Source organism: Sphingomonas horti (assembly GCF_009753715.1).
GTDB classification, from domain to species: Bacteria; Pseudomonadota; Alphaproteobacteria; order Sphingomonadales; family Sphingomonadaceae; genus Sphingomonas_B; species Sphingomonas_B horti.
On record NZ_WQMS01000001.1, the window covers coordinates 308,307 to 328,481 of the forward strand.

The following is a 20,175-nucleotide window of genomic DNA, read 5'->3' on the forward strand; positions in this document are numbered from 1 at the left end:
CTTTCCCTCATTATCATGCGCCGTCCATATAGGCCTGCCCGCGCGTGCGATTAGCCGCTACAATCGGCATGGACTTATATTCGGAGTGCATGAATGCGGCGCGAGGATCTGAGCGGTCTGAGTGCATTCCTCGCCGTGGCCCAGGAGCAGAGCTTCACGCGGGCGGCGGCGCGGCTGGGCACGTCGCAATCGGCGCTGAGCCATATTGTGCGGCGGCTGGAGGAGCGGCTGGGCGTGCGGCTGCTGATGCGCACGACCCGGCGGGTGGCTCCCACCGACGCGGGCGAGCGGCTGCTGCGGACGCTGCGCCCGGCGTTCGACCAGATCGATGCAGAGCTGGCGGGCCTCAGCGCGCTTCGCGACACGCCGTCGGGCAACCTTCGCCTGGTCGCGTCCGAGAATGCCGCGCGCGGGCTGATCTTCCCTGCCCTCGCGCGCCTGCTGCCACGCTATCCGGACCTGAAGGTGGAAGTCAGCGTCGACGCGGGGCTGACGGACATCGTCGCTGAGCGGTTCGATGCGGGCGTGCGGCTGGGCGAGCATCTGGCGAAAGACATGATCGCGGTGCGGATCGGTCCCGACCTGCGGCTCGCCGTGGTCGGGTCGCCCGGCTATTTCGAGCGGCATCCGGTGCCGCGCACGCCACAGGACCTAGCCGATCATCTCTGCATCAACCTGCGGCTGGAAAGCTTCGGCGGGCTCTATGCCTGGGAATTCGAGAAGGACGGGCGCGAGCTCCGGGTCCGCGTGGACGGACAGTTCACGTCCAACGACGTGCCGCTGATCCTGGAGGCGGCGCGGAGCGGCCTCGGCCTGGCCTGCGTGCTGGAAGACCAGGTCGCGGCCAGCCTGGCCGACGGCAGCCTGGTGCGCGTGCTGGAAGACTGGTGTGCGCCGTTCGCCGGCTATCACCTCTATTATCCCAGCCGGCGGCAACCGACGCCGGCCTTCACGCTGCTGGTCGACGCGCTCCGCTATCGAGGCTGAGCCGGCGGACATTGTCGTGGCCGGACCGGTCGCGCAGCGCCTCCACTACCAGCGCCAGCGCCGCAGAGACAGGCTCACGCGGATAGTGGAGGTGATAGCCGGGCACGACCGCGCACCATTCGCGCCGCACGCGCATCAGCCGTCCCGCGGCGAGATGCGGCGCTGCCAGATGCTCGAACACATAGGCCAGGCCGATGCCGTCGAGCGCGGCCCGGACCGCCAGCTCCGGATCGGCGACGGTCAGCCGGGCCGCCGGGGGCACGGTGACCCGTTCGAGCGCCCATAGCGGCGCCTCGTCCCAAACCACGGCCGGCTGCTCGGAAAGCTCGGCCGGGGTGGCGGGGATAGCGCGCCCGGCGAGCCAGTCGGGCGACGCGACCAGCGCCATGCGCAGGTCGGAGCCGATGCGCACCGCCGCGACGCCGCTTTCCGTTCGCTCGCCCAAGCGGATCGTGGCGTCCGCCTCCGCATCCGGCGGGACCAGCTCGATCCGAACGCCGGGATGGTCGGCCAGCAATCGGCCGAGCACCGGCCAGTGGGCCGTCCAGGCGTGGCGGGGCGCGGCAATGCGGACGGTGCCGCGGATCGCCTCATCCGCCTGTGCCAGGCCGGAAAGGCGCGCCTCCAGCGCGTCCAAGTCCGGCTGGATGCCGCGCAGCCGCTCGCCGGCCGGAGTCAGCGCGACGCTGCGGGTGGTGCGGGCGAGCAATTGCACGCCCAACCGCTCCTCCAGCGCCTGGATGGTCCGGCTCAGCGCCGACACCGAAAGGCGGAGCTTTGCCGCGGCACGGGTGAAGCTTCGTTCGTCGGCAACCGCGGCGAAGGCGGCCAGGTCGCCGAAATAATCGCGTCTCATTCGACCGGTCCAAACTCAATACGCAACAGACCCGATCGCTACTCCCCCTTGCTGACGATCGACGGGCTTCGGGCGGCGGAAGGTCCGCCGCCCGTCGCGCACTGTCAGAACTTGAAGCCGGCGGCAATGCCGTAGCGGCGCGGTTCCAGCGTGAAGATGTTGGTGAACAGGCCGGTGCTCTGGTCCGTCACATACTGGCCGGTGATCGAGTTCGAATCGAAGATGTTCGAGATGAACCCGCGGACGAACCAGCGATCGTCCGGGCCGTTGAGCTGGATCTGCGCATTGGCCTGGGTGAAGCTGGGGATGCGGTCGATCGCCCGGTTGAAGCTGCGGCTGTACTGCTCGCCCGTGAAGGTCAGGTCAGCACGCGGGACGAGCGTGAGGCCGCCCGGCAGGTCGGCCGTGTACTGCGCGCCTGCCGAAGCCTTGAACGCCGGCGCGTTCGGCAGCTTGTTGCCGCCGATATCGACCGGGATGCCGTCCGACACGGTGAAGGGCAGCGGGCCCGTCGGGATGCCGAACGCGGTACGGAGCGCCGCCGGCGGGTTCGCCGCCGTCGAGGCCAGCACCGTGCAGATGCTGTACGCGCCGGTCGTGTTGGTGCCCGGCACCGCCGTGGTCGGCCGAAGCCCCAGGCTGGAGTTGAACGCGTTCACATAGGCGTTGGCGAGCGCCGCGTTGGGGCCTGTCACTACGCAGTTGGAGGCGTTCGTCAGGTCCTTGATGATGACCGCGTCCGAACGGCCGCCCGACACGTCGCGCGAGTCGACCAGCAGCTTCGACTTGATCGAGGTGCTCAGGTAGCTCGCCGACAGGTTGATCAGCCAGCGCGGATCGGGCTTCAGGATGGTCTCGACTTCCACGCCCCAGATGTCCGCGTCGGTATTGTCGTTGACCGAGGTGCGGGCGACGATCCGGCTGAGCTGCAGGTTCTTGTACTGATAGTAGAAGGCCGAGGCATTGAGCCGGATGGTGCCGTTCGCGAAGGTGTTCTTGGTGCCGATCTCGAACGCGTTGACCGCTTCGGGCGCGAAGGTCTCGGACACGTTGAACTCGGTCGGGATCGGCGGGTTGATGCCGCCCGACTTATAGCCGCGCGAATAGCTGGCGTAGATCAGATTGTCCGGCGTCACCTTGAAATCGATCACGGCGCGGCCGGTCAGGCGGCCGAAGCTCACCTGCCGCTCGGCGAACAGCTGGTTGCCGGTGCGGCCCGGATCGGCGTCATAGGCAGCGATGAACGGCGACTGGGTGCCGTCGGTCACGCCATAGGGTACGGCGAAGCTCAGGATCGGGCTGCGCGCGCGAACGAACTTCTTGTCGTGCGAATAGCGCAGGCCGGCGGTGAGCTTCAGCCGGTCGCTTGCCTCGAAATAGGCTTCGCCGAACAGGCCGTAGCTCTTGATCGTGAACAGGTCCGTGTTGTTGAAGAAGAAGGGCGGCGCCAGGAACACGTTCGGGAAGGCCGCGTTGCCGGCCGCGCGCTGGCCGAGCGTCTGCGCGGCGCCGAGAATGCCGGAGGCATAGTCGAGCCCGAACGAGGCGACGCCGTAATTGCCCTGCGTGGTCTTGGAATCGACATAGATGCCGCCGAGCAGGAAGTTGAACGGGCCGTCGAAGCTGCTGTCGACATGGCCTTCGATCGAATATTGCCGCGCATGACTCTGCGAGCGGTCGTAATCGGTGCTGCCCGGCGCGCATTTGATCGTGTTGCCGCCGTAGACGCCGGTCAGGCTGCTGTCGATGTTCGACACGCACAGGCCGCCGTTCGGGCCGTTCGGGATCAGCGCCTGGGCGACGTTCGCGAACGGCGAGCCGGGCTGCTGCGCGGCCGCGGCGAGCGCGAACAGGCCGGGGTTGTTCACCAGCGGGTTGTTCGCCGCAAGATTGTAGTCGGTCCTGGAATCGACCTTGTTGTCGGCATAGCCGCCGGTCAGCGTCAGCTTGAACTGATCGCCGAGCTGCTGCTCCAGCCGGCCCATGATGTGGTATTCCTGGGCGTAATAGGTCGGCGTGAAATCGATGTTCACGGTCCGCAGGTCGCTCGGGACGGAAAGGCCGCCGAAGTTCAGGTCCGTCCCATAGATGCTGCCCAGGCCGAACGGCGCGATCGCGGGCGAGTTGATCCGGAAGAACTCGGTCGAGGTCAGCACTGCCGCCAGTGTCGAATTGCCGTTGGCGATGTCAAAGCCGAGCCGGTCGGGCTGACAGCCCAGGATGCCGGTCGGGTCGCGGTGGCAGAGCTGCTTCTGGACGCGCGAACGATTGTCCTTCTCGTGGAAATAATAGCCGATGATGTCGAGCGTGGTGTTCTCGGTCGGCTCCCAGCGGATCGTGCCGCGCAGGGCGTAGAGGTCACGGTCGTCGACGCGGCTCTTGGCGGCGGGATTGAGGTTCTTCGTGAAGCCGTCGCGGTTCAGGTAATAGCCGGCCAGGCGCACGCCGATCGTGTCGGTGATCGGGGCATTGACCATGCCTTCGCCACGGATCGAGTTGAAATTGCCGTATTCGACCGAGCCCGACGCGCCGAAGCGGGCGAGGTTCGGGCGCGCGGTGATGAAGTTGACGACGCCCGAGGTCGCGTTGCGCCCGAACAGCGTACCCTGCGGGCCGCGCAGCACCTCGACCCGCTCAAGATCGAAATATTCGGTCTCGAACAGCCGGGTGGACAGCAGCGGCATGTCGTTGACGTGGATGCCGGTCGCGGTGTCGCAGGCGAAGCCGACGCAGAGGTCGCCGATGCCGCGAATGGTGAAGCTCGACGCGGTGAAGTTCGTCTTGGTGAACGTGATGTTCGGCAGCGACAGCTGCAGCTGGGTGGCGTTGTTGATCTGCTGGGACTTCAGCGCCTCGCCCGAGAAGGCGGAGACGGAGATCGGCACGTCCTGCAGCCGCTCGCCCTTGCGCTGGGCAGTGACGACGATGTCGCCAAGGCCCTCGTCCGCCGCCGCCGACGGCGCGGCGCCGGCTTCAGGCGCGCCCTGCGGCGCGGAGTTGCCGGCGTCCTGGGCCAGTGCAGGGGCAGTGAACAACAAAGCAATGGCAGTGGCGCCGAGCAGGTCAAGCTTACGCATTTCGTGCATCATCCCTTTCGCTACATCGCAACAGGCGCGATCTTGCGGCCGCGCTTCATCTTCAGCCGTGGCCAAGAGAGGCCATAAGGTCAATGGCGCAACTGCCTAAAAAACGGCTGTTTTCTGGGGATTGTGACGCTTCGGGCACAGGCGCGACGGATGCCGTAGCGTCACCCCCTGGCCATCGGGCACCCCCGTCAGAAGGCGAGCGCGCAGCCGTCCGCCCGCATCTCGCTGGCGGCGGCATAAACCCGGTCGCGACCTTCCGCCCGGTGCTCGACGCATTCGTAGCGGCCGAAGCCGCCGTCCGGCTCGCCGATCGTCCAGCCGAGATCGGCGAGCGCCGCTTTAGCGCGATCCGGCACGCCGGTTTCCAGCCGCAGCAGGCCCGTCGCGGGCAGGCCGGGCGAATCCTCGCCCATCGACTGGGACGAGCCCTCATGATGCCAGCGCGGGCTGTCGCCGGCCGACTGAACTTCCAGCCCGTAGTCGACGCGGTTGACGATGATCTGCGCCTGGCCCTGCGGCTGCATGTCGCCGCCCATCACGCCGAAGCTCATCCACGGCTCCCCGTCCTTGCAGGCGAAGCCGGGAATGATCGTCTGGAACGGCCGCTTGCCGGGCGCATAGATGTTGGGGTGACCGTCGCTGAGGCTGAACAGCTGGCCGCGGTCCTGGAACATGAAGCCGAGCCCGTCGGCCACAAGGCCGGATCCCATGCCGCGGAAGTTCGACTGGATCATCGACACCATCATCCCGTCCCTGTCCGCGCAGGAGAAATAGGTGGTGTCGCCTTGGCTCGGCGCCTGGCCGGGATGGACGGAGGTAAGGATGCGGTCGCGGCGGATCAGCGCCGCGCGCTTCGCGGCATAGTCCTTGGAGATCAGCCATTCGACCGGCACGTCGGCGAAGTGCGGGTCGGCATAGTATCGGGCGCGGTCCTCATAGGCCAGGCGCTTCGCCTCCACGCACCAATGCAGCGCTTCGGGCGACTGGAAGCCGGCCTCGCCCATGTCGAAACGCTCGATCATGTTCAGCATCTGCAGCGTCGCGATGCCCTGGGTGTTGGCGCCGATCGCATAGACATCGGTGCCGCGATAGTCGGTCTTGTGCGGCTCGCTCCATTCGCTGTGGTGCGCGGCCAGGTCGGACCGCCGCAGCCAGCCGCCGATGCGCCGGAAATAGCGCTCGATCGTGTCGGCGATCGGCCCGTCGTAAAAGGCGTCGCGCCCGCCTTCGGCGATCATCCGGTAGGTGCGCGCGAGGTCCGGGTTGCGGAACACGGCGCCGGGCTTCGGCCCTTTTCCGTCGGCCAGGCCATAGGTGCGGATCGCGTTCGCGGTCTCCTCCACGCCTGCGCCGGGGCTGACGAACGCGGCAAGATTGCTGCGGATGTACCAGGCGATGATGTCGGGCACCGGCGCGCCGTTCTCGGCAAGCGCGATCGCGGGCGCGAGCACCTCCGCCCAGGGCAGCCGACCATAGCGCTGGTGGAGCGCCCACCAGGCATCGACGGTGCCGGGGACGGAGACCGTCACCGCGCCGCGCGGCGGCAGCGCCCCGCCTTTCGCACGCGATCGGACAATGTCGAGCGTCAGCGCGCGCGGCGAGGCGCCCGAGCCAGCAAGGCCCACCACCTTGCGGGCCTTCGGGTCCCACAACATCGCATAGCAGTCACCGCCGATGCCGCAGGAGGTCGGCTCGAGAAAGCCGAGACAGGCATTGATCGCGACGGCAGCGTCGACGGCCGAACCGCCACGCTTCAATATGTCGATCCCCGCCTGCGTCGCCAGCGGGTGCGCGGTGCCGGCCGCGCCGGACAGGCCATAGGCGGCTGTCCGCGAGGCGAAGCTCGCTCCGAACGGCCGGTCGCCGGCCTGCACGTCGGGGCGCACGAAGCGCGGCTCGCCCGCGTCCCACCGCTTCGGCAGCGGCTGGTCGGGCGCGGGGGCGCCGCCCTGCCCCGGGCTTTTCTGCGCCGGGCTTTCGGTCTGGGCGAGCAGCGGCGACGCGAGCGCGGTCGCGGGCAAGGCGGCGAGAAAGGTGCGGCGGCGCATGGTTCGGCTCCCCTCGAATGACCGGGCGCGATCGATCGCCGCGCTCTCCTCCCAGCCGTGGGCGAAGAAGGCGCGTCAGGTCAATGGCCCCGATGAGCCTTGCCTGCCGCTACGTCCCTCGCCATGCGCCTCGTCATGACCCGAGAACCGATCACGCTTCGAACCGTGGATATGCACACCGCCGGCGAGCCGGTGCGCATCGTCGAGGGCGGCTATCCCGCGCTTCGGGGCGCGACGATCCTGGAGAAGCGCCGTGACGCGCTGGCGCACCACGACCATCTGCGCCGCGCACTGATGCTCGAGCCGCGCGGCCATGCCGGCATGTACGGCGCGATTCCGACGGAGCCCTGCCACGCCGACGCCGACCTGGCCGTGCTGTTCACCCATCAGGAGGGCTACAGCACGATGTGCGGGCACGCGACGATCGCGATCGGCCGCTGGGCCGTCGACAGCGGGCAGGTGGCGCTGACGGACGGCCGCGCCGCGTTCACGTTGGAAGTGCCGTGCGGCCTGGTCGAGGTCGAGATCCTACGCCGCGACGGAGAGACGCGGGTCGGCTTCGAGAGCGTCGACTCCTTCGCCGGCCATCTCGAAGCACAAGTGGAGGTGCCGGGATTCGGCGCCGTGCGCCTCGACATCGCGTTCGGCGGCGCCTTCTACGCGATCCTGCCGGCGTCGCAGATCGGTCTGCCGCTGATGGAGACGCCGCTGACCGAGCTCGTGCAGGCCGGCGTGGCGATCACCAACGCCGTCCGGGCCGCGATCCCGATCCGCCATCCCGACGAGCCCGACCTCGGTTTCCTCTACGGCACGATCCTCACCGATGACGTCCCGCTCGGCGCCGCAGGCGGGCGGCCGAGCCACAATCTCTGCATTTTCGCGGAAGGCCAGATCGACCGGTCGCCGACCGGCAGCGGCGTCACCGCCCGCATCGCGCTGGCGGCCGCGAAGGGCGAGATGAAGACCGGGCAGTCATGCGAAATCCGCGGCGTTTCGGGCCAGGGCTTCACGGGCACGCTGGCGCGGACGCAGGCAGACGAACGGGGAACCGTCTCACGTGTCAAAGTGAGCGGCACGGCCCATTATTCGGGCCGCAGCGAGTTCGTCTGCGAGGCCGGCGATCCGTTCCGCTTCGGCTTCGAATTGCCGGCGCGGTTCACAGACCTCGACCGCTGACGCTTCGCCACTGGAAAACCGGGCGCGTTCGCACTATGTGGCGCGCCTTCCCTATGGCTACCACTCTCCCCACGCCGCCCAAGGTGGGCATGGTCTCGCTCGGCTGTCCGAAAAACCTGGTCGATTCCGAGCGGATCCTGACCAAGCTGCGCGCCGAAGGCTACCAGATGTCGCCCGACTATGCCGGCGCCGACGTGGTGCTGGTCAACACCTGCGGCTTCCTCGATTCGGCGAAAGAGGAGAGCCTCGAAGCGATCGGCGAGGCGATCGCGGAGAACGGCCGCGTCATCGTGACCGGCTGCATGGGCAAGGAAGCGGAATTGATCCGAGCCCGCTTCCCGGACGTGCTCGCCGTCACCGGCGCGCATCAGTATGAGCAGGTGGTGGAGGCGGTGCACGAGGCGGCGCCGCCGATCCCCTCGCCTTTTATGGACCTGGTGCCGGAAGCCGGGCTGAAGCTGACGCCGCGCCATTACAGCTATTTGAAGATTTCCGAGGGCTGCAATCACCGCTGCGCCTTCTGCATCATCCCGTCGCTGCGCGGCGACCTGGTCAGCCGCCGGCCCGACGCGATCCTGCGCGAGGCGGAGAAATTGATCGCCGCCGGCACGCGCGAGCTGCTGGTGATCAGCCAGGACACGTCGGCTTACGGCGTCGACCTGCGCCACGCGGAGTGGAACTGGAAAGGCGCGCCGGTCCGCGCCCACATGACCGACCTGGCGCGCGAGCTGGGCAAATTGGGCGCGTGGGTGCGCCTCCACTATGTCTATCCCTATCCGCACGTCGAGCAGGTGGTGCCGCTGATGGCCGAGGGGCTGGTTGCGCCCTATCTCGACATCCCGTTCCAGCACGCGAGCCCGAAGGTGCTGAAGGCGATGAAGCGCCCGGCCAACGACGCCAAGGTGCTAGAGCGGATCAAGGCGTGGCGGCAGGTCTGTCCGGACCTCGCGATCCGGTCGAGCTTCGTCGTCGGCTTCCCGGGCGAGACCGAGGAGGATTTCCAGTATCTGCTCGACTGGCTCGACGAGGCGCAGCTGGATCGCGTCGGCGCCTTCCGGTTCGAGCCGGTCGAGGGCGCAGCCGCGAACGCGCTGCCCGATCCGGTGCCGGACGAGGTGAAGGAAGAACGCTACGCCCGGATCATGGAGCGGACCGCGGCGATCAGCGCCGCCCGGCTCCAGGCGAAGGTCGGCCGCACCCTGCCCGTCATCATAGACGAGGTTGACGAGGATGGGGGCGCCACCGCCCGCTCCCAGGCCGACGCGCCCGAGATCGACGGCAATGTCCTGCTGCGCGATGCCGGCGGATTGAAGCCGGGCGACATCGTCCCCGTGCTGATCGAGGATGCCGACGAGCACGACCTGTTCGGGGTGCCGGCGGGCCGCGCCTGACGTCCTTGTCCTGTTTCGGGACTCGGTAAGCATAACCCGTGATAGATCGGCCGGAACGGAGCCGATATGAACGCACCCGGCGTTTATCCATAAACATAAGGGGTTAGCCGTGTTCAGAAAGTTTGTTGCATATGTCGCCGCCGCCTTTGCCGTGGCCATGGTTCCCGCCGCCGCGCAGGCGGTCGTGCTCAAGGTCAGCTATGAAGGCACGCTCGCCGGCAAGGCGAACGGCTATAATTTCGATACCGGCATCGTCCTCGACGGGCTGGTCGATCTCAACGGGCTGCCGGCGGTGCCCGCCATCGACGTGACCGACGTCAAGGTCGACGCGCCCGCGTTCGGCGTGTTCGACTTCGCGCTGCCCGACCTGCAGCTCGGCCTGGCCGGTATCTCCGGCTCGACCGTCAGCATCTTCGCCAGCGTCAACAACATGCCGATCGCGCTGTTCGGGCTGGACACCAACACGGTCCTCACCAACGGCATCGACCGGGTGTCGATCCAGGGCGCGCTGGTCGCCGCGCAGCCGTTCGCGCTGGGCGGCATCAACTTCCAGCTCACCGGCGGCGCGGGCACCTTCACCATCTCGGCAGTGCCGGAAGCAGGGACGTGGGCGATGATGATCCTCGGCTTCGGCGCGGTGGGTGCCACCCTCCGCCGCCGCTCGGCCAAGCTCTCCTTCGCCTGACCAAACGCGGGCGCTCCGCGGCTCGCGGGGCGCCCCTTTACTGCTCCAGCGCCGCCGCCATCTCGGCGAGCTTCGCGACGCTGTTGATGTTGCGGCCGGTGCCGGTCCTCGCCGCCGGAATGGCCAGCTTCGACGTGCCCATGCCGTCCGGATAGTGCACGTAAAGTTCGCGCTTGCCGCGCTTCAGCTCCTCGCTCGAACGGTGCCGCACCGCCTCGATCGCATCGGCCTCCGGCGGGGTGTCGAGGAACAGGACCAGCACCTTGTTCGGCGGCGCCTCAGGAAAGGGATTGTCGGCGAGCACGTCGGCCATTTCCCTCGCGGCTCGAACCAGCACGCCGACCGGCTTGCCGGCATAGGCGCCGAGCCTGTCCTCCAGCGCCGCCTTCACTTCCGCTTCGGAAAGGTCCGAGCCGAACACGACATTGCCGCTGGCGATATAGGTGCGCACCCCTTCGAAGCCGGCCGCCTCGCATATGGCCTTCAGCTCCGTCATCGGCAGCTTGCCGGTCCCGCCGACATTCACCGCCCTCAGCAGCGCCACGTAACCGATCATCGAAAAACTCCGCACCCATTGTCGCCCCGGCGCGTTCTTGTCCGCGCACACCAACCGGAGGCAATCATGATTGGATCGGACAAGGACATCTCGACGCTCAACTCTCTGATCAAGACCACGATCGACAGCGTCAACGGCTATCAGGAATCGGCCGAGGCGGTGGAAAGCGAGCGCTTCCGGTCGATGTTCCGCGAGCTGGCGCAGGACCGGCAGCAGGTCGTGCCGAAGCTGCAGGCCGAAGTGTCGCGGCTCGGCGGCAATCCCGAGGACGACGGCTCCGCGGCTGCGGCGATGCATCGCGGCTGGGTGGACCTGAAATCGGCGATCACCGGGCGCGACGACAAGGCGATCATCAACGAAGTCGAGCGCGGCGAGGACTATATCAAGGAGAAGTTCGAGACCGCGATGAACAGCGGCGACCTGTCGCCCGAATGTCGCAGCGTTGTGCAGCAATGCTATGAATCGGTGCGCCGCGGCCATGACCGGGTGCGCGACCTGAAGCACGCGCTGGAAGGCACGCACTGAACGGCCTTCAGCGGGCGATCGGCTCGGGTTGACCCGAGCCAGTCATTGCGAGCGAAGCGGAGCAATCCAGTCCGCGTGCCGAGCCGCTGGATTGCTTCGCCGCTTCGCTCCTCGCAATGGCGATGGTCAGTCGACGTGAGACAATCTTGCCTCAGAATCTCAGCTTGCCGCTGACCGAGAGGCGCGAGTCGCTGGCGGTTCGCCACGAGCCGGCCAGCGCCGCGCCGACGTCGGTGGTCCATTGCTGCCGCGCCTCGACTCCCACCGACCAGCCGCGCGCTTCGGGGCCGGCCTCGTACAGCGAGCCGCCCAGGCGCAGACCGCGCGACCGCATCGGCCGGCCGGAAACCAGTTCCGCCGCGCGCGCCATGGCCGGGTCCATGCGGTCCTGGAAGCCGCCGAACTCCACCGCGCCGTCGTCGCTCCACAAACCCACCGCCGCCGAGACCCGGGTGCGGGCCTTGCCCGAGATGTTCAGGCCGACGCGATCGTTGCTGGAAACGTCGAGGGTGAGATCGGGACCGGTTGCGCGAGCAGCCGTAGCGGCGGTGCACGCCATGACCATCCCCAAGCCGAGCCGCACGAGCATCCGAACGCTTCCCCAGATCGCGCTTTGCGATCACATCCCCAATGTGCGAGGGGCCGTTAAGTTTCTCCTTTCGGACCTTGGTTAGTGAGCGCTTTAGACTCTCTCGTTCAGCCCGATCGCGGCCAGGCCGCGCACGCGATCCGCGCCGTCGACAAGGCCGGTCTCGACGACTGGCTGAAGACGCAGCCGCCGCGCGCCAAGGCCGCGGCCATGGCGCAGCGCTTCGCGGCAAAGCCGGGCGAGATGGCGATCCTGCCTGGCGACGGCGCGGAGGAGTGGTCGGTGGCGGTCGGCGTCGAGAGCGCCGGTACGCTCGGCCCCTGGTGCCTGGCGAAGGCGGCCGAGAACCTGCCCGAAGGCAGCTATCGGCTGGAGGGGCAAGCGGGCGGCGCTTTGCTCGGCTGGCTGCTCGCACAGCACCGCTTCGATCGCTACCGGAAGCCCGAAGCGCCGGCCGGCCCGCGCGTGCTGGTGACCGGGGATGCCGCGCGCATTGAGGAGACGGTGCGCGTCGCCGAAGCGGTCGCGCTGGTCCGCGACCTAGTCAACACCCCGACCGAGGACATGGGGCCGGCCCAGCTGCAGCAGGCGGTGGAGCAGGCCGCCGCCGGCTTCGGCGCCACCGTCGCGGCGACCGCCGGCGACGCGCTGGCGGACGGCTATCCGCTGGTCCACGCGGTCGGCCGCGCCGCCGCGCGCGACCGCTCGCCGCGGCTGATGGAACTGGAGTGGGGCAATCCGGCCCATCCGCGGGTCGCGGTCGTCGGCAAGGGCGTGTGCTTCGATACCGGCGGGCTCGACATCAAGCCGGCCGCCGGCATGCGGCTGATGAAGAAGGACATGGGCGGGGCCGCGCACGCGCTGGCTCTCGCGCGGCTCGTGATGGGCGGGCGCCTGCCCGTCCGGCTGCACCTGCTGATCCCGGCCGTGGAGAACGCGATCTCCGGAAACGCGATCCGGCCCGGCGACGTGCTGAGAAGCCGCAAGGGCCCGACCGTGGAGGTCAGCAACACCGATGCCGAAGGCCGGCTGATCCTGGCCGATGCGCTCGCGCGGGCGGGCGAGGAGAAGCCGGCGCTGATCATCGACTTCGCGACGCTGACCGGCGCCGCGCGCGTTGCGCTCGGACCGGACCTCCCGGCCACTTTCGCCAATGACGACATGCTCGCCGCCGACCTGCTGGAGGCCGGCGCCGCCGAAGGCGACCCGCTGTGGCGGATGCCGCTCTGGGCCGGCTATGACGAGATGCTTCGCTCCGAGATCGCGGACATCGACAATGCGCCCGAAGGCGGCATGGCCGGGTCGGTGACGGCGGCGCTGTTCCTGCAGCGTTTCGTGGAGCCGGGCACGCCCTGGGCGCATCTCGACACCTTCGCCTGGCGCCCTGCGCCCCGGCCCGGGCGGCCGAAGGGAGGCGAAGCGCTGGGCCTGCGCGCTGCATGGGCAATGCTGCGCAAGCGCTACGCTCCCGTCTCCTCAAGCTAATTTTCGATACTCTCGCGAAACCGACGCTCCGCCCACGCGTTCGGGACGGCAAGACGTAGAGCCATCCGGATCGCCGCCGGCCGATGCGCGGATGGCGGAGGAGAGTGTCCGTGGCGGAAAACGGCCTACAAAGCTGGATGCGCACATTGCTCGCCTATGTGCGCTCCGGCGACCCCGATCTCACCAACCGGCAGATGGCCCTGCTGTTGCTGGTCTATCTGAAACCAGGCCCCCATACGGTGCGCGGGCTGGCCAAGGCGCTCAATGTTTCGAAGCCGGTCGTCACCCGCGCCTTGAATCGCCTCGGCGCGCTCGGCTATCTGCGCCGCCAGCGCGACGATGCGGACCGCCGCAACATCTTCGTCGCGCCGACGCGAGAAGGGGCGGATTTCCTTGAACATTTCAAAGCGCTCATCGGCAGCGGCGGCAACGGCCAAAGCGGCGAGAAGCGCAACCACCGCAGCGAAGCCCGCGAACCGGTGCACGCCTGACCGGCCGACGTTCGCGCTCACCGGTCCGTCACGGGCGCTCGATTATCGCCAGAACGCGGCGCGCCGCGACCTTGCCGACATCGCGCTGGCCGGCCAGTGGTTCGCGCCGCACTACGCGGTTCCACAGGAGAGACGCTGCCGAGCGGGCGGCGCGGACATGCTGTCCGCCGACAGCAAGGGCACGCGGATCAGCCAGCTGCTGCCGGGCGAGGGCTTTGCCGTGCTGGAATGGAGCGGCGACTGGGCCTGGGGCTATAGCGCGCATGACCGCTATGTCGGCTATGTCCGCGCCGCGGCGCTGGCCGAAACCGCAGAGGCGACGCACATCGTCGAAAGCCGGACCGCGCTGATGTTCGCTGAACCGTCCAGCCGCTCGGCGGTCGCCGCGGTGCTGCCGATGGGCAGCCGGCTGGCGGGCCGCGTCGACGGCGATTTCCTTGAAACCGGCGATGGCTTCGTCGCGGTCCAGCAGCTGCGGCCGGTCGCGGAGGCGATCGCCGATCCCGTCGCCGCGGCCGAGCGGCTGGTCGACACACCCTATCTGTGGGGCGGGCGCGGCATTGGCGGGATCGACTGTTCGGGCCTGGTCCAGGTCGTGTTCGGCCTGGCCGGGATCGCGCTGCCGCGCGACAGCGACCAGCAGAGGACGGCCGGCCGCGCCGCCGACGGCGAGATCCGGCGCGGCGACCTGCTGTTCTGGGACGATCATGTCATTATCGCGAGCGGCGGCGATCGCGCGGTCCACGCCAACGGCCACTGGATGCGCACCATCGAGGAGCCGCTGGACGTCATCATCGCGCGGCTGGGCGAGCCGGTCGCCAGGCGGAGAGTGCTGCCATGACGGCAAGCGTATTCATTGATGGCGGCGCCGGCACGACCGGGCTGGAGATCGCGGAGCGGCTCGCCGGCCGGAACGACCTGCGGCTGATCCGGCTGGACGAGGCGCGGCGCAAGGACCCGGCGGCGCGGCGAGAGGCGCTGAACGACGCCGACGCGGTGATTCTCTGCCTGCCGGACGCCGCCGCGCGCGAGGCGGTGGCGCTGATCGACAACCCGCGCACCCGTGTCATCGACGCGTCGACCGCGCACCGGGTCGCGGACGGCTGGACCTATGGCTTCCCCGAGCTCGAGCCCGACGCAGCTGAGCGGGTCGCGGCGGCGACGCGCGTTTCCAACCCGGGCTGCTACCCGACCGGTTTCCTGGCGCTCGTCCGGCCGCTGGTGCGCGCCGGGCTGCTCGATCCCGCGACGCCGCTGACTGTCAATGCCACGTCCGGCTATTCGGGCGGCGGCAAGGCGATGATCGCCGCGTTCGAGGACGCGCAGGCGCCGGACGCGACCGACACCGCCTTCCGGCTTTACGCGCTCGGCCTGGGGCACAAGCATGTGTCGGAAATGCAGCGCCATGCCGGGCTCGACCGGCCTCCGCTGTTCGCGCCGGCGGTCGCACGGACCTATCGCGGCATGATCGTCGAGGTGCCGCTGCCCGACGCGCCGCCGCTGGCGGAAATCCGAACCGCGCTTGCGAACGCCTATGCCGGGCGTCCGCTGGTTCGCGTCGCGAGCGCGGAGGAAGCGGACGCGATGGGGCTGGTCACGATCGAACGGCTGGCCGGCACCGACGCGCTGGAGCTGTTCGCGTTCGGCAACCACGGCGCCGGCCAGGCGCGGCTGGTCGCGGTGCTGGACAATCTTGGCAAGGGCGCCGCGGGCGCGGCGGTGCAGAACCTCAACCTGATGCTCGGCCTGGACGAGCTGAGCGGGTTGAAGCTGTGAGGTAACTCCCCTCCCCGCAAGGGAGGGGAGGTGGCCAGCGATCAGCCCTTCAGGAAGCCGGCGAGCTCGTCCTTGTTGACGGTGCCGCTCTTGTCCTTGTCGGCCAGCGCGAATGCGGCGGTGGTCCAGGCTTCCGGATCCTTGACCGCAGCCTTTTGCGCCGGGTTCTGTTCGCGCAGCGCCGTCATCCAGGCGCCGAACTCCGCCTTGGACAGGCTGCCGTCCTTGTCCGCATCATATTTCGACCAGTCGGCCGAGACGACGGCGGCGACCGCATCGGCCGAATTGGCCGGCTGCTCGGCGGCGGCTGCAGCCGGCGCCGCCGTTGCCGCCGGTGCGGCGCTCTGCGCGCTCGCGTCCGGCGTCGCGGTGGCCGCGGGGGTGGCAGCCGCAGTCGGCTGCTGCGCCGTGGTCGACGGCGTCGCTGCCGCCGCAGGCTGGGCCGCGGCTGCGGGCTGGGCGGCATTGGTGGAAGCAGGCGCGGCGGTCTGCGCGAGCGCCGGAGCAGCGATCGCGATCGCGCTACCCAGCATCAATGTCTTAAGCATCGGAACTCCTTCGTGTTTCCCGGTCTGTTCATTTGACGTTAAGTTGTTGAAATCGCTTCCCCTGTTGAAGCGGAACGTCAACCTACATATGGTTCCTCTCGTTCCGCATGGCGATCGTTTGCGGGGGTCTCCTGTCCCTGCTATCGCCCGGCTCGTCGTAAACCCCACCCTACGAGCAGCTGCATGATTTCCCGCTATTCGCGCCCCGAGATGGTCGCCATCTGGGCACCCGAGAGCCGTTTCCGGATCTGGTTCGAGATCGAGGCGCACGCACTCGACGCGATGGCGGAGCTGGGGACCGTACCCATGGAAGCGGCGGCGAAGGTGTGGGAGGCGCACCGCAACAGCCCGGACTTCGACATCGCCCGCATCGATGCGATCGAGGCGGAGACCAGGCATGACGTGATCGCCTTCCTGACTCATGTTTCCGAGCGGACCGGGCCGGAAGCGCGCTTCCTGCACCAGGGCATGACCAGCTCCGACGTGCTCGACACCTGCCTGGCGGTGCAGCTGTCCAGGGCCGCCGAAATCCTGCTCGCCGATATCGACGCGCTGCTGGCGGTGCTGAAGCGCCGCGCCTTCGAGCACAAGCTCACCCCGACGATCGGCCGCAGCCACGGCATCCATGCAGAGCCGGTGACGTTCGGGCTTAAGCTGGCAGAGGCCTATGCCGAGTTCACGCGCAACCGCGCGCGCCTGGTCGCCGCCCGCGCCGACGTCGCCACCTGCGCGATCTCCGGCGCGGTCGGCACCTTCGCCAATATCGATCCGCGCGTCGAAGCCTATGTGGCGGACAAGATGGGGCTGACGCCGGAGCCGGTCTCCACCCAGGTCATCCCGCGCGACCGCCACGCGATGTTCTTCGCGACTTTGGGCGTCATCGCTTCCTCGATCGAACGGCTGGCGACCGAAATCCGCCATCTGCAGCGCACCGAAGTGCTGGAGGCGGAGGAATATTTCTCGCCCGGGCAGAAAGGCTCGTCGGCGATGCCGCACAAGCGCAATCCGGTGCTGACCGAGAACCTGACCGGCCTCGCACGGATGGTCCGCGGCTATGTGACGCCGGCGCTGGAGAATGTCGCGCTGTGGCACGAGCGCGACATCAGCCATTCGTCGGTCGAGCGCTATATCGGCCCCGACGCCACGGTGACGCTGGACTTCGCCCTCGCCCGCCTGACCGGCGTGGTCGACAAACTGCTCGTCTATCCCGAGCGGATGATGAAGAACATGAACCGGATGGGCGGCCTGATCCACTCCCAGCGCGTGCTGCTGGCGCTGACCCAGGCCGGCGCAAGCCGCGAGGATGCCTACAAGCTGGTCCAGCGCAATGCGATGAAGGTCTGGGAATCGGACGGCGCCCTGTCGCTGGAAGAGCTGCTCAAGGCCGATCCCGACGTGATGCGCTATCTGTCAGCGGCCGAAATCGCCGACAAATTCGATCTCGGCTACCACCTGAAGCACGTCGACACGATCTTCGAGCGGGTGTTCGGCAGCGCCTGAGGCACAGCGCCTCAGGCGAGCGCGGCCCAGCCCTGGCGGGCCTCGATGATCAGGCGCTTGAGGCGATCCGCCTGCCGCCGCCACGCCGCGTCGCAGTCCGCGCTCCAGGCGGGTCCGGCGGCCTCGCCTAGCACGTCGACGGCCATGTCGACGAAGGCGTCGAACTCGACCACAGGCAGGTCGCCATAGGCGCGGTGCATCGACACCATCTCGGACACGAACGGCCACACCCAGGCCTCGCCCGCGGCGAGCCCGAACATGATCTGCAGCGTCTCGTCGGTCATCCGCGGCGCGGCGGCCTCGGGCACCAGGAAGCTCGCCCGGCGCTCCGGGAAGGCGGCGAAGAAGCGCGCGAACAGCGGCACATGCAACGGCGTGCCCACCTCGGCAGCGGCGAGCAGGCTCGCCTCCATCAGCTCCGTGTCAGGCGACGCCACGCTCCCCACCGGCGCAGCATGGCCTTGCTGACACCGGAGTCAACCCGCCGGCGACGGCGGCCCGCTCCAGATAGGCCACGTGGACGCTTCGTTACAATCGAGAAGACGCCAGCAGAAAAAACACCGCCCCCGGCGTCCAGACGTGAAAGAAATCCTGCTCGCTTGAATATCGCGACGGCCCAAGGCAGAATTTCTCCGGGGAGGAATCATGCAATCACGGTCGATCACTTTGCCGGGCACCGTCTTTAGCTTCGCGATTCTGTCGACTCTTTTCGTCCTCTGGACGACCGTGCTGCCGATGGTCGACGGCCGCGGCTGGCCCAGGCATATCGAACACTTGCCGATCCTGCTGACGCACATTGCCGGCGGGGTGCTGATGATCACTCTCGGCGCCTGTGCCCTTTTCCTCGGCTGGAATCGACGCGCGCTTGGATGGCATCGATGGGTCGGCCGCGCCTATCTGCTGAGCGGCTCGATCGCAGCGCTGCTGGTGATCGTGATGGCGGCAACCGTGCCGCACGAGCCCCAGAGCCTCTACGTCGCGACGGGAACGCTCGCGCTCGTCTGGCTCGCGGTGGCCGCGATGGGCTGGCGCGCCGCCCGCAACCGGCGCTTCGCATCGCACCGGGAATGGATGATCCGCAGCTATGTGCTAAGCTGGACGTTCGTGGGCTGCCGCCTGGCGACGACCGTCGACTTTTATCCCTGGCTCGGGATCGAAGGCGTGACCGCGGCAATCTGGGTGAACTGGATCGTACCGCTGGTCGCCTGCGAAATCGCGCTTCGCTGGAAAGAGGGCGCACCCGTGGCACGCCCCGATCGCGCTCTATCTCCGGACGGCCTGCAGGCGCGGCGCCTCAGTCGCTCCACATGCCTTTGAGCTTCTCGAAAAAGCCGCGGCTCTGGGGGCATTCCTCGCCGGTTTCGGTGGCGCGGAACTCTTCAAGCAGCGCCTTCTGCTTCGAACTCAGCTTGGTCGGCGTCTCGACCTCGATCTGGATGACCAGGTCGCCCGTGCCGCGGCCGTTCAGCACCGGCATGCCGGCGCCGCGTTGGCGCAGCTGCTTGCCGGACTGGATGCCGGCCGGGATGCGGATTTCATGGCGCTGCTTGTCGAGGCCGGGGACTTCGATCGAGCCGCCGAGCGCTGCCGTCGTGAAGCTGATCGGCGCGCGGCAGTAGAGCGTCGTGCCTTCGCGCTCGAAGATCGGGTGCCGCGCCACGTGCAGGAAAATGTAGAGGTCGCCGCATGGCGCGCCGCGCGGCCCGCACTCGCCCTCGCCGCTGAGGCGGATGCGCGTGCCTTCGTCGACTCCGGCCGGGATCGTGACCGACAGCGTCTTCTGCTTGTCGACCCGGCCTTCGCCGAAGCAGACGCCGCACGGATCGGCGATCACTTCGCCCATGCCGTGGCAGGTCGGGCAGGTTCGTTCGACCATGAAGAAGCCCTGCTGCGCGCGCACCTTCCCCATGCCGCCGCAGGTGTTGCAGGCGCGCACGCCGGCGCCGGACTTGGCGCCGGTGCCGGCACAGGCGCCGCAGGGCGCGGAAACGTCGATCGTGACTTCGGTCGACTTGCCGTGGAACGCGTTCTCGAGGCTGATTTCGAGATCGTAGCGCAGGTCGGCGCCGCGCTGCGGGCCGCGCGGGCCCTGGCGCCCGGCCATGCCGAAAATACTCTCGAAGATGTCGGCAAAACCTTCGAAGTCGGCGCCGGCCTGGTGAAAGCCGCCGCCCCCGTTCTGGAACGCGGCCTTGCCGAAGCGGTCATAGGCGGCGCGCTTCTGCGGGTCCTTCAGGCATTCATAGGCTTCGCTGATCGCCTTGAACTTGGCCTCGTTTTCCTTGCAACCCCCATTCTTGTCGGGATGGTGCTGCATCGCGAGCTTGCGGTACGCGGACTTGATCGTCGCCCCGTCGGCGCTGCGATCGACCCCCAGCAGCTCGTAATAATCGACTTCGGTGCTCATGCTGACCCCGGAGCAGAGTGCCTGTCGCCAGATTTCCAGCCGTCACTCCGGCGAAAGCCGGGGCCCACC

19 protein-coding genes are annotated in these 20,175 nt (G+C 68.3%); 11 read left to right on the forward strand and 8 right to left on the reverse strand.

Features of this window, described 5'->3' with window-relative positions; translation table 11 throughout:
* Positions 1-93: 93 nt before the first annotated feature.
* The gene (locus tag GON01_RS01460; RefSeq protein ID WP_157025300.1) at positions 94-987 is read left to right on the forward strand and encodes a LysR family transcriptional regulator; all 894 of its coding nucleotides are present in this window, start codon (positions 94-96) and stop codon (positions 985-987) included.
* On the opposite strand, the gene GON01_RS01465 is transcribed toward GON01_RS01460, so the two are convergent.
* From GON01_RS01465 to GON01_RS01475, 3 genes are all read right to left on the reverse strand, one after another.
* A complete protein-coding gene (locus tag GON01_RS01465; protein WP_157025302.1) occupies positions 950-1,843 on the reverse strand; it encodes a LysR family transcriptional regulator in 894 nt (297 codons plus the stop codon). The two genes, GON01_RS01460 and GON01_RS01465, sit on opposite strands and share 38 nt — an antisense overlap.
* Before the next feature lie 104 nt (positions 1,844-1,947).
* Positions 1,948-4,920 (reverse strand): TonB-dependent receptor, encoded by a 2,973-nt coding sequence (locus tag GON01_RS01470; protein WP_157025304.1) that lies wholly within the window; start codon positions 4,918-4,920, stop codon positions 1,948-1,950.
* A 197-nt stretch (positions 4,921-5,117) separates the two neighbouring features.
* Positions 5,118-6,977, reverse strand: coding sequence for a gamma-glutamyltransferase family protein (locus tag GON01_RS01475; RefSeq protein WP_157025306.1), 1,860 nt, complete (start codon positions 6,975-6,977; stop codon positions 5,118-5,120).
* Between the two features lie 135 nt (positions 6,978-7,112).
* Between GON01_RS01475 and GON01_RS01480 the strand changes: the two genes are divergently transcribed.
* The 3 genes from GON01_RS01480 (at position 7,113) to GON01_RS01490 (ending at position 10,229) form a co-directional block, all read left to right on the forward strand.
* Positions 7,113-8,153, forward strand: a complete 1,041-nt coding sequence (locus GON01_RS01480; RefSeq protein WP_198159749.1) for a proline racemase family protein — start codon at positions 7,113-7,115, stop codon at positions 8,151-8,153.
* 53 nt (positions 8,154-8,206) lie between these two features.
* The gene (rimO, locus tag GON01_RS01485) at positions 8,207-9,544 is read left to right on the forward strand and encodes a 30S ribosomal protein S12 methylthiotransferase RimO (protein WP_157025308.1); all 1,338 of its coding nucleotides are present in this window, start codon (positions 8,207-8,209) and stop codon (positions 9,542-9,544) included.
* A 109-nt stretch (positions 9,545-9,653) separates the two neighbouring features.
* Complete coding sequence (locus GON01_RS01490; RefSeq protein ID WP_309503718.1) at positions 9,654-10,229, forward strand: PEPxxWA-CTERM sorting domain-containing protein; 576 nt, start codon at positions 9,654-9,656, stop codon at positions 10,227-10,229.
* Positions 10,230-10,266: 37 nt separating this feature from the next.
* Here the strand turns inward: GON01_RS01490 and GON01_RS01495 are convergent, their stop codons facing one another.
* Entirely contained in the window at positions 10,267-10,785 is a 519-nt protein-coding gene (locus GON01_RS01495; RefSeq protein WP_157025310.1) for a DUF1697 domain-containing protein, read from the reverse strand.
* 66 nt (positions 10,786-10,851) lie between these two features.
* On the opposite strand from GON01_RS01495, the gene GON01_RS01500 reads away from it, so the two are divergent.
* Positions 10,852-11,310 (forward strand): PA2169 family four-helix-bundle protein, encoded by a 459-nt coding sequence (locus GON01_RS01500; protein ID WP_157025311.1) that lies wholly within the window; start codon positions 10,852-10,854, stop codon positions 11,308-11,310.
* 151 nt (positions 11,311-11,461) lie between these two features.
* Here GON01_RS01500 and GON01_RS01505 read toward each other — a convergent pair whose 3' ends face one another.
* A complete protein-coding gene (locus tag GON01_RS01505) occupies positions 11,462-11,899 on the reverse strand; it encodes a hypothetical protein (RefSeq protein ID WP_157025313.1) in 438 nt (145 codons plus the stop codon).
* Positions 11,900-11,983: 84 nt separating this feature from the next.
* On the opposite strand from GON01_RS01505, the gene GON01_RS01510 reads away from it, so the two are divergent.
* The 4 genes from GON01_RS01510 (at position 11,984) to argC (ending at position 15,651) form a co-directional block, all read left to right on the forward strand.
* On the forward strand, positions 11,984-13,384 hold the full coding sequence (locus GON01_RS01510) for a leucyl aminopeptidase family protein (protein WP_181600166.1): 1,401 nt from the start codon (positions 11,984-11,986) through the stop codon (positions 13,382-13,384).
* Between the two features lie 137 nt (positions 13,385-13,521).
* Entirely contained in the window at positions 13,522-13,875 is a 354-nt protein-coding gene (locus GON01_RS01515; protein ID WP_157025715.1) for a MarR family transcriptional regulator, read from the forward strand.
* A complete protein-coding gene (locus GON01_RS01520; RefSeq protein ID WP_181600200.1) occupies positions 13,778-14,716 on the forward strand; it encodes a C40 family peptidase in 939 nt (312 codons plus the stop codon). The genes GON01_RS01515 and GON01_RS01520 overlap by 98 nt, the downstream gene beginning before the upstream one ends.
* Positions 14,713-15,651 carry an N-acetyl-gamma-glutamyl-phosphate reductase gene (argC, locus tag GON01_RS01525; RefSeq protein WP_157025317.1) on the forward strand — a complete coding sequence of 313 codons (939 nt, stop codon included), beginning with the start codon at positions 14,713-14,715 and terminating at the stop codon, positions 15,649-15,651. The genes GON01_RS01520 and argC overlap by 4 nt, the downstream gene beginning before the upstream one ends.
* A gap of 41 nt (positions 15,652-15,692) precedes the next feature.
* Here argC and GON01_RS01530 read toward each other — a convergent pair whose 3' ends face one another.
* Positions 15,693-16,199, reverse strand: coding sequence for an EF-hand domain-containing protein (locus GON01_RS01530; RefSeq protein WP_157025319.1), 507 nt, complete (start codon positions 16,197-16,199; stop codon positions 15,693-15,695).
* Positions 16,200-16,382: 183 nt separating this feature from the next.
* Here GON01_RS01530 and purB point away from each other — a divergent pair, with 183 nt between their 5' ends.
* Positions 16,383-17,699 carry an adenylosuccinate lyase gene (gene purB / locus GON01_RS01535; RefSeq protein WP_157025321.1) on the forward strand — a complete coding sequence of 439 codons (1,317 nt, stop codon included), beginning with the start codon at positions 16,383-16,385 and terminating at the stop codon, positions 17,697-17,699.
* 11 nt (positions 17,700-17,710) lie between these two features.
* Here the strand turns inward: purB and GON01_RS01540 are convergent, their stop codons facing one another.
* Positions 17,711-18,136: a globin family protein gene (locus GON01_RS01540; RefSeq protein ID WP_157025323.1), complete on the reverse strand. Its 426-nt coding sequence runs from the start codon at positions 18,134-18,136 to the stop codon at positions 17,711-17,713.
* A gap of 208 nt (positions 18,137-18,344) precedes the next feature.
* Here GON01_RS01540 and GON01_RS01545 point away from each other — a divergent pair, with 208 nt between their 5' ends.
* Positions 18,345-19,016, forward strand: a complete 672-nt coding sequence (locus tag GON01_RS01545; protein WP_157025325.1) for a DUF2306 domain-containing protein — start codon at positions 18,345-18,347, stop codon at positions 19,014-19,016.
* Here the strand turns inward: GON01_RS01545 and dnaJ are convergent.
* Positions 18,994-20,106 carry a molecular chaperone DnaJ gene (gene dnaJ / locus GON01_RS01550; protein ID WP_157025327.1) on the reverse strand — a complete coding sequence of 371 codons (1,113 nt, stop codon included), beginning with the start codon at positions 20,104-20,106 and terminating at the stop codon, positions 18,994-18,996. The two genes, GON01_RS01545 and dnaJ, sit on opposite strands and share 23 nt — an antisense overlap.
* Positions 20,107-20,175 lie beyond the last annotated feature (69 nt).

Coding starts and splice junctions, on each gene's coding strand:
- dnaJ (WP_157025327.1), bottom strand. CDS start 20,106: ATGAGCACCGAAGTCGATTATTACGAGCTGCTGGGGGTCGATCGCAGC.
- GON01_RS01530 (WP_157025319.1), bottom strand. CDS start 16,199: ATGCTTAAGACATTGATGCTGGGTAGCGCGATCGCGATCGCTGCTCCG.
- GON01_RS01500 (WP_157025311.1), top strand. CDS start 10,852: ATGATTGGATCGGACAAGGACATCTCGACGCTCAACTCTCTGATCAAG.
- GON01_RS01515 (WP_157025715.1), top strand. CDS start 13,522: ATGCGCACATTGCTCGCCTATGTGCGCTCCGGCGACCCCGATCTCACC.
- GON01_RS01545 (WP_157025325.1), top strand. CDS start 18,345: ATGCAATCACGGTCGATCACTTTGCCGGGCACCGTCTTTAGCTTCGCG.
- GON01_RS01495 (WP_157025310.1), bottom strand. CDS start 10,785: ATGATCGGTTACGTGGCGCTGCTGAGGGCGGTGAATGTCGGCGGGACC.
- rimO (WP_157025308.1), top strand. CDS start 8,207: ATGGCTACCACTCTCCCCACGCCGCCCAAGGTGGGCATGGTCTCGCTC.
- GON01_RS01480 (WP_198159749.1), top strand. CDS start 7,113: ATGACCCGAGAACCGATCACGCTTCGAACCGTGGATATGCACACCGCC.
- GON01_RS01465 (WP_157025302.1), bottom strand. CDS start 1,843: ATGAGACGCGATTATTTCGGCGACCTGGCCGCCTTCGCCGCGGTTGCC.
- GON01_RS01475 (WP_157025306.1), bottom strand. CDS start 6,977: ATGCGCCGCCGCACCTTTCTCGCCGCCTTGCCCGCGACCGCGCTCGCG.
- GON01_RS01505 (WP_157025313.1), bottom strand. CDS start 11,899: ATGCTCGTGCGGCTCGGCTTGGGGATGGTCATGGCGTGCACCGCCGCT.
- purB (WP_157025321.1), top strand. CDS start 16,383: ATGATTTCCCGCTATTCGCGCCCCGAGATGGTCGCCATCTGGGCACCC.
- argC (WP_157025317.1), top strand. CDS start 14,713: ATGACGGCAAGCGTATTCATTGATGGCGGCGCCGGCACGACCGGGCTG.
- GON01_RS01470 (WP_157025304.1), bottom strand. CDS start 4,920: ATGCGTAAGCTTGACCTGCTCGGCGCCACTGCCATTGCTTTGTTGTTC.
- GON01_RS01460 (WP_157025300.1), top strand. CDS start 94: ATGCGGCGCGAGGATCTGAGCGGTCTGAGTGCATTCCTCGCCGTGGCC.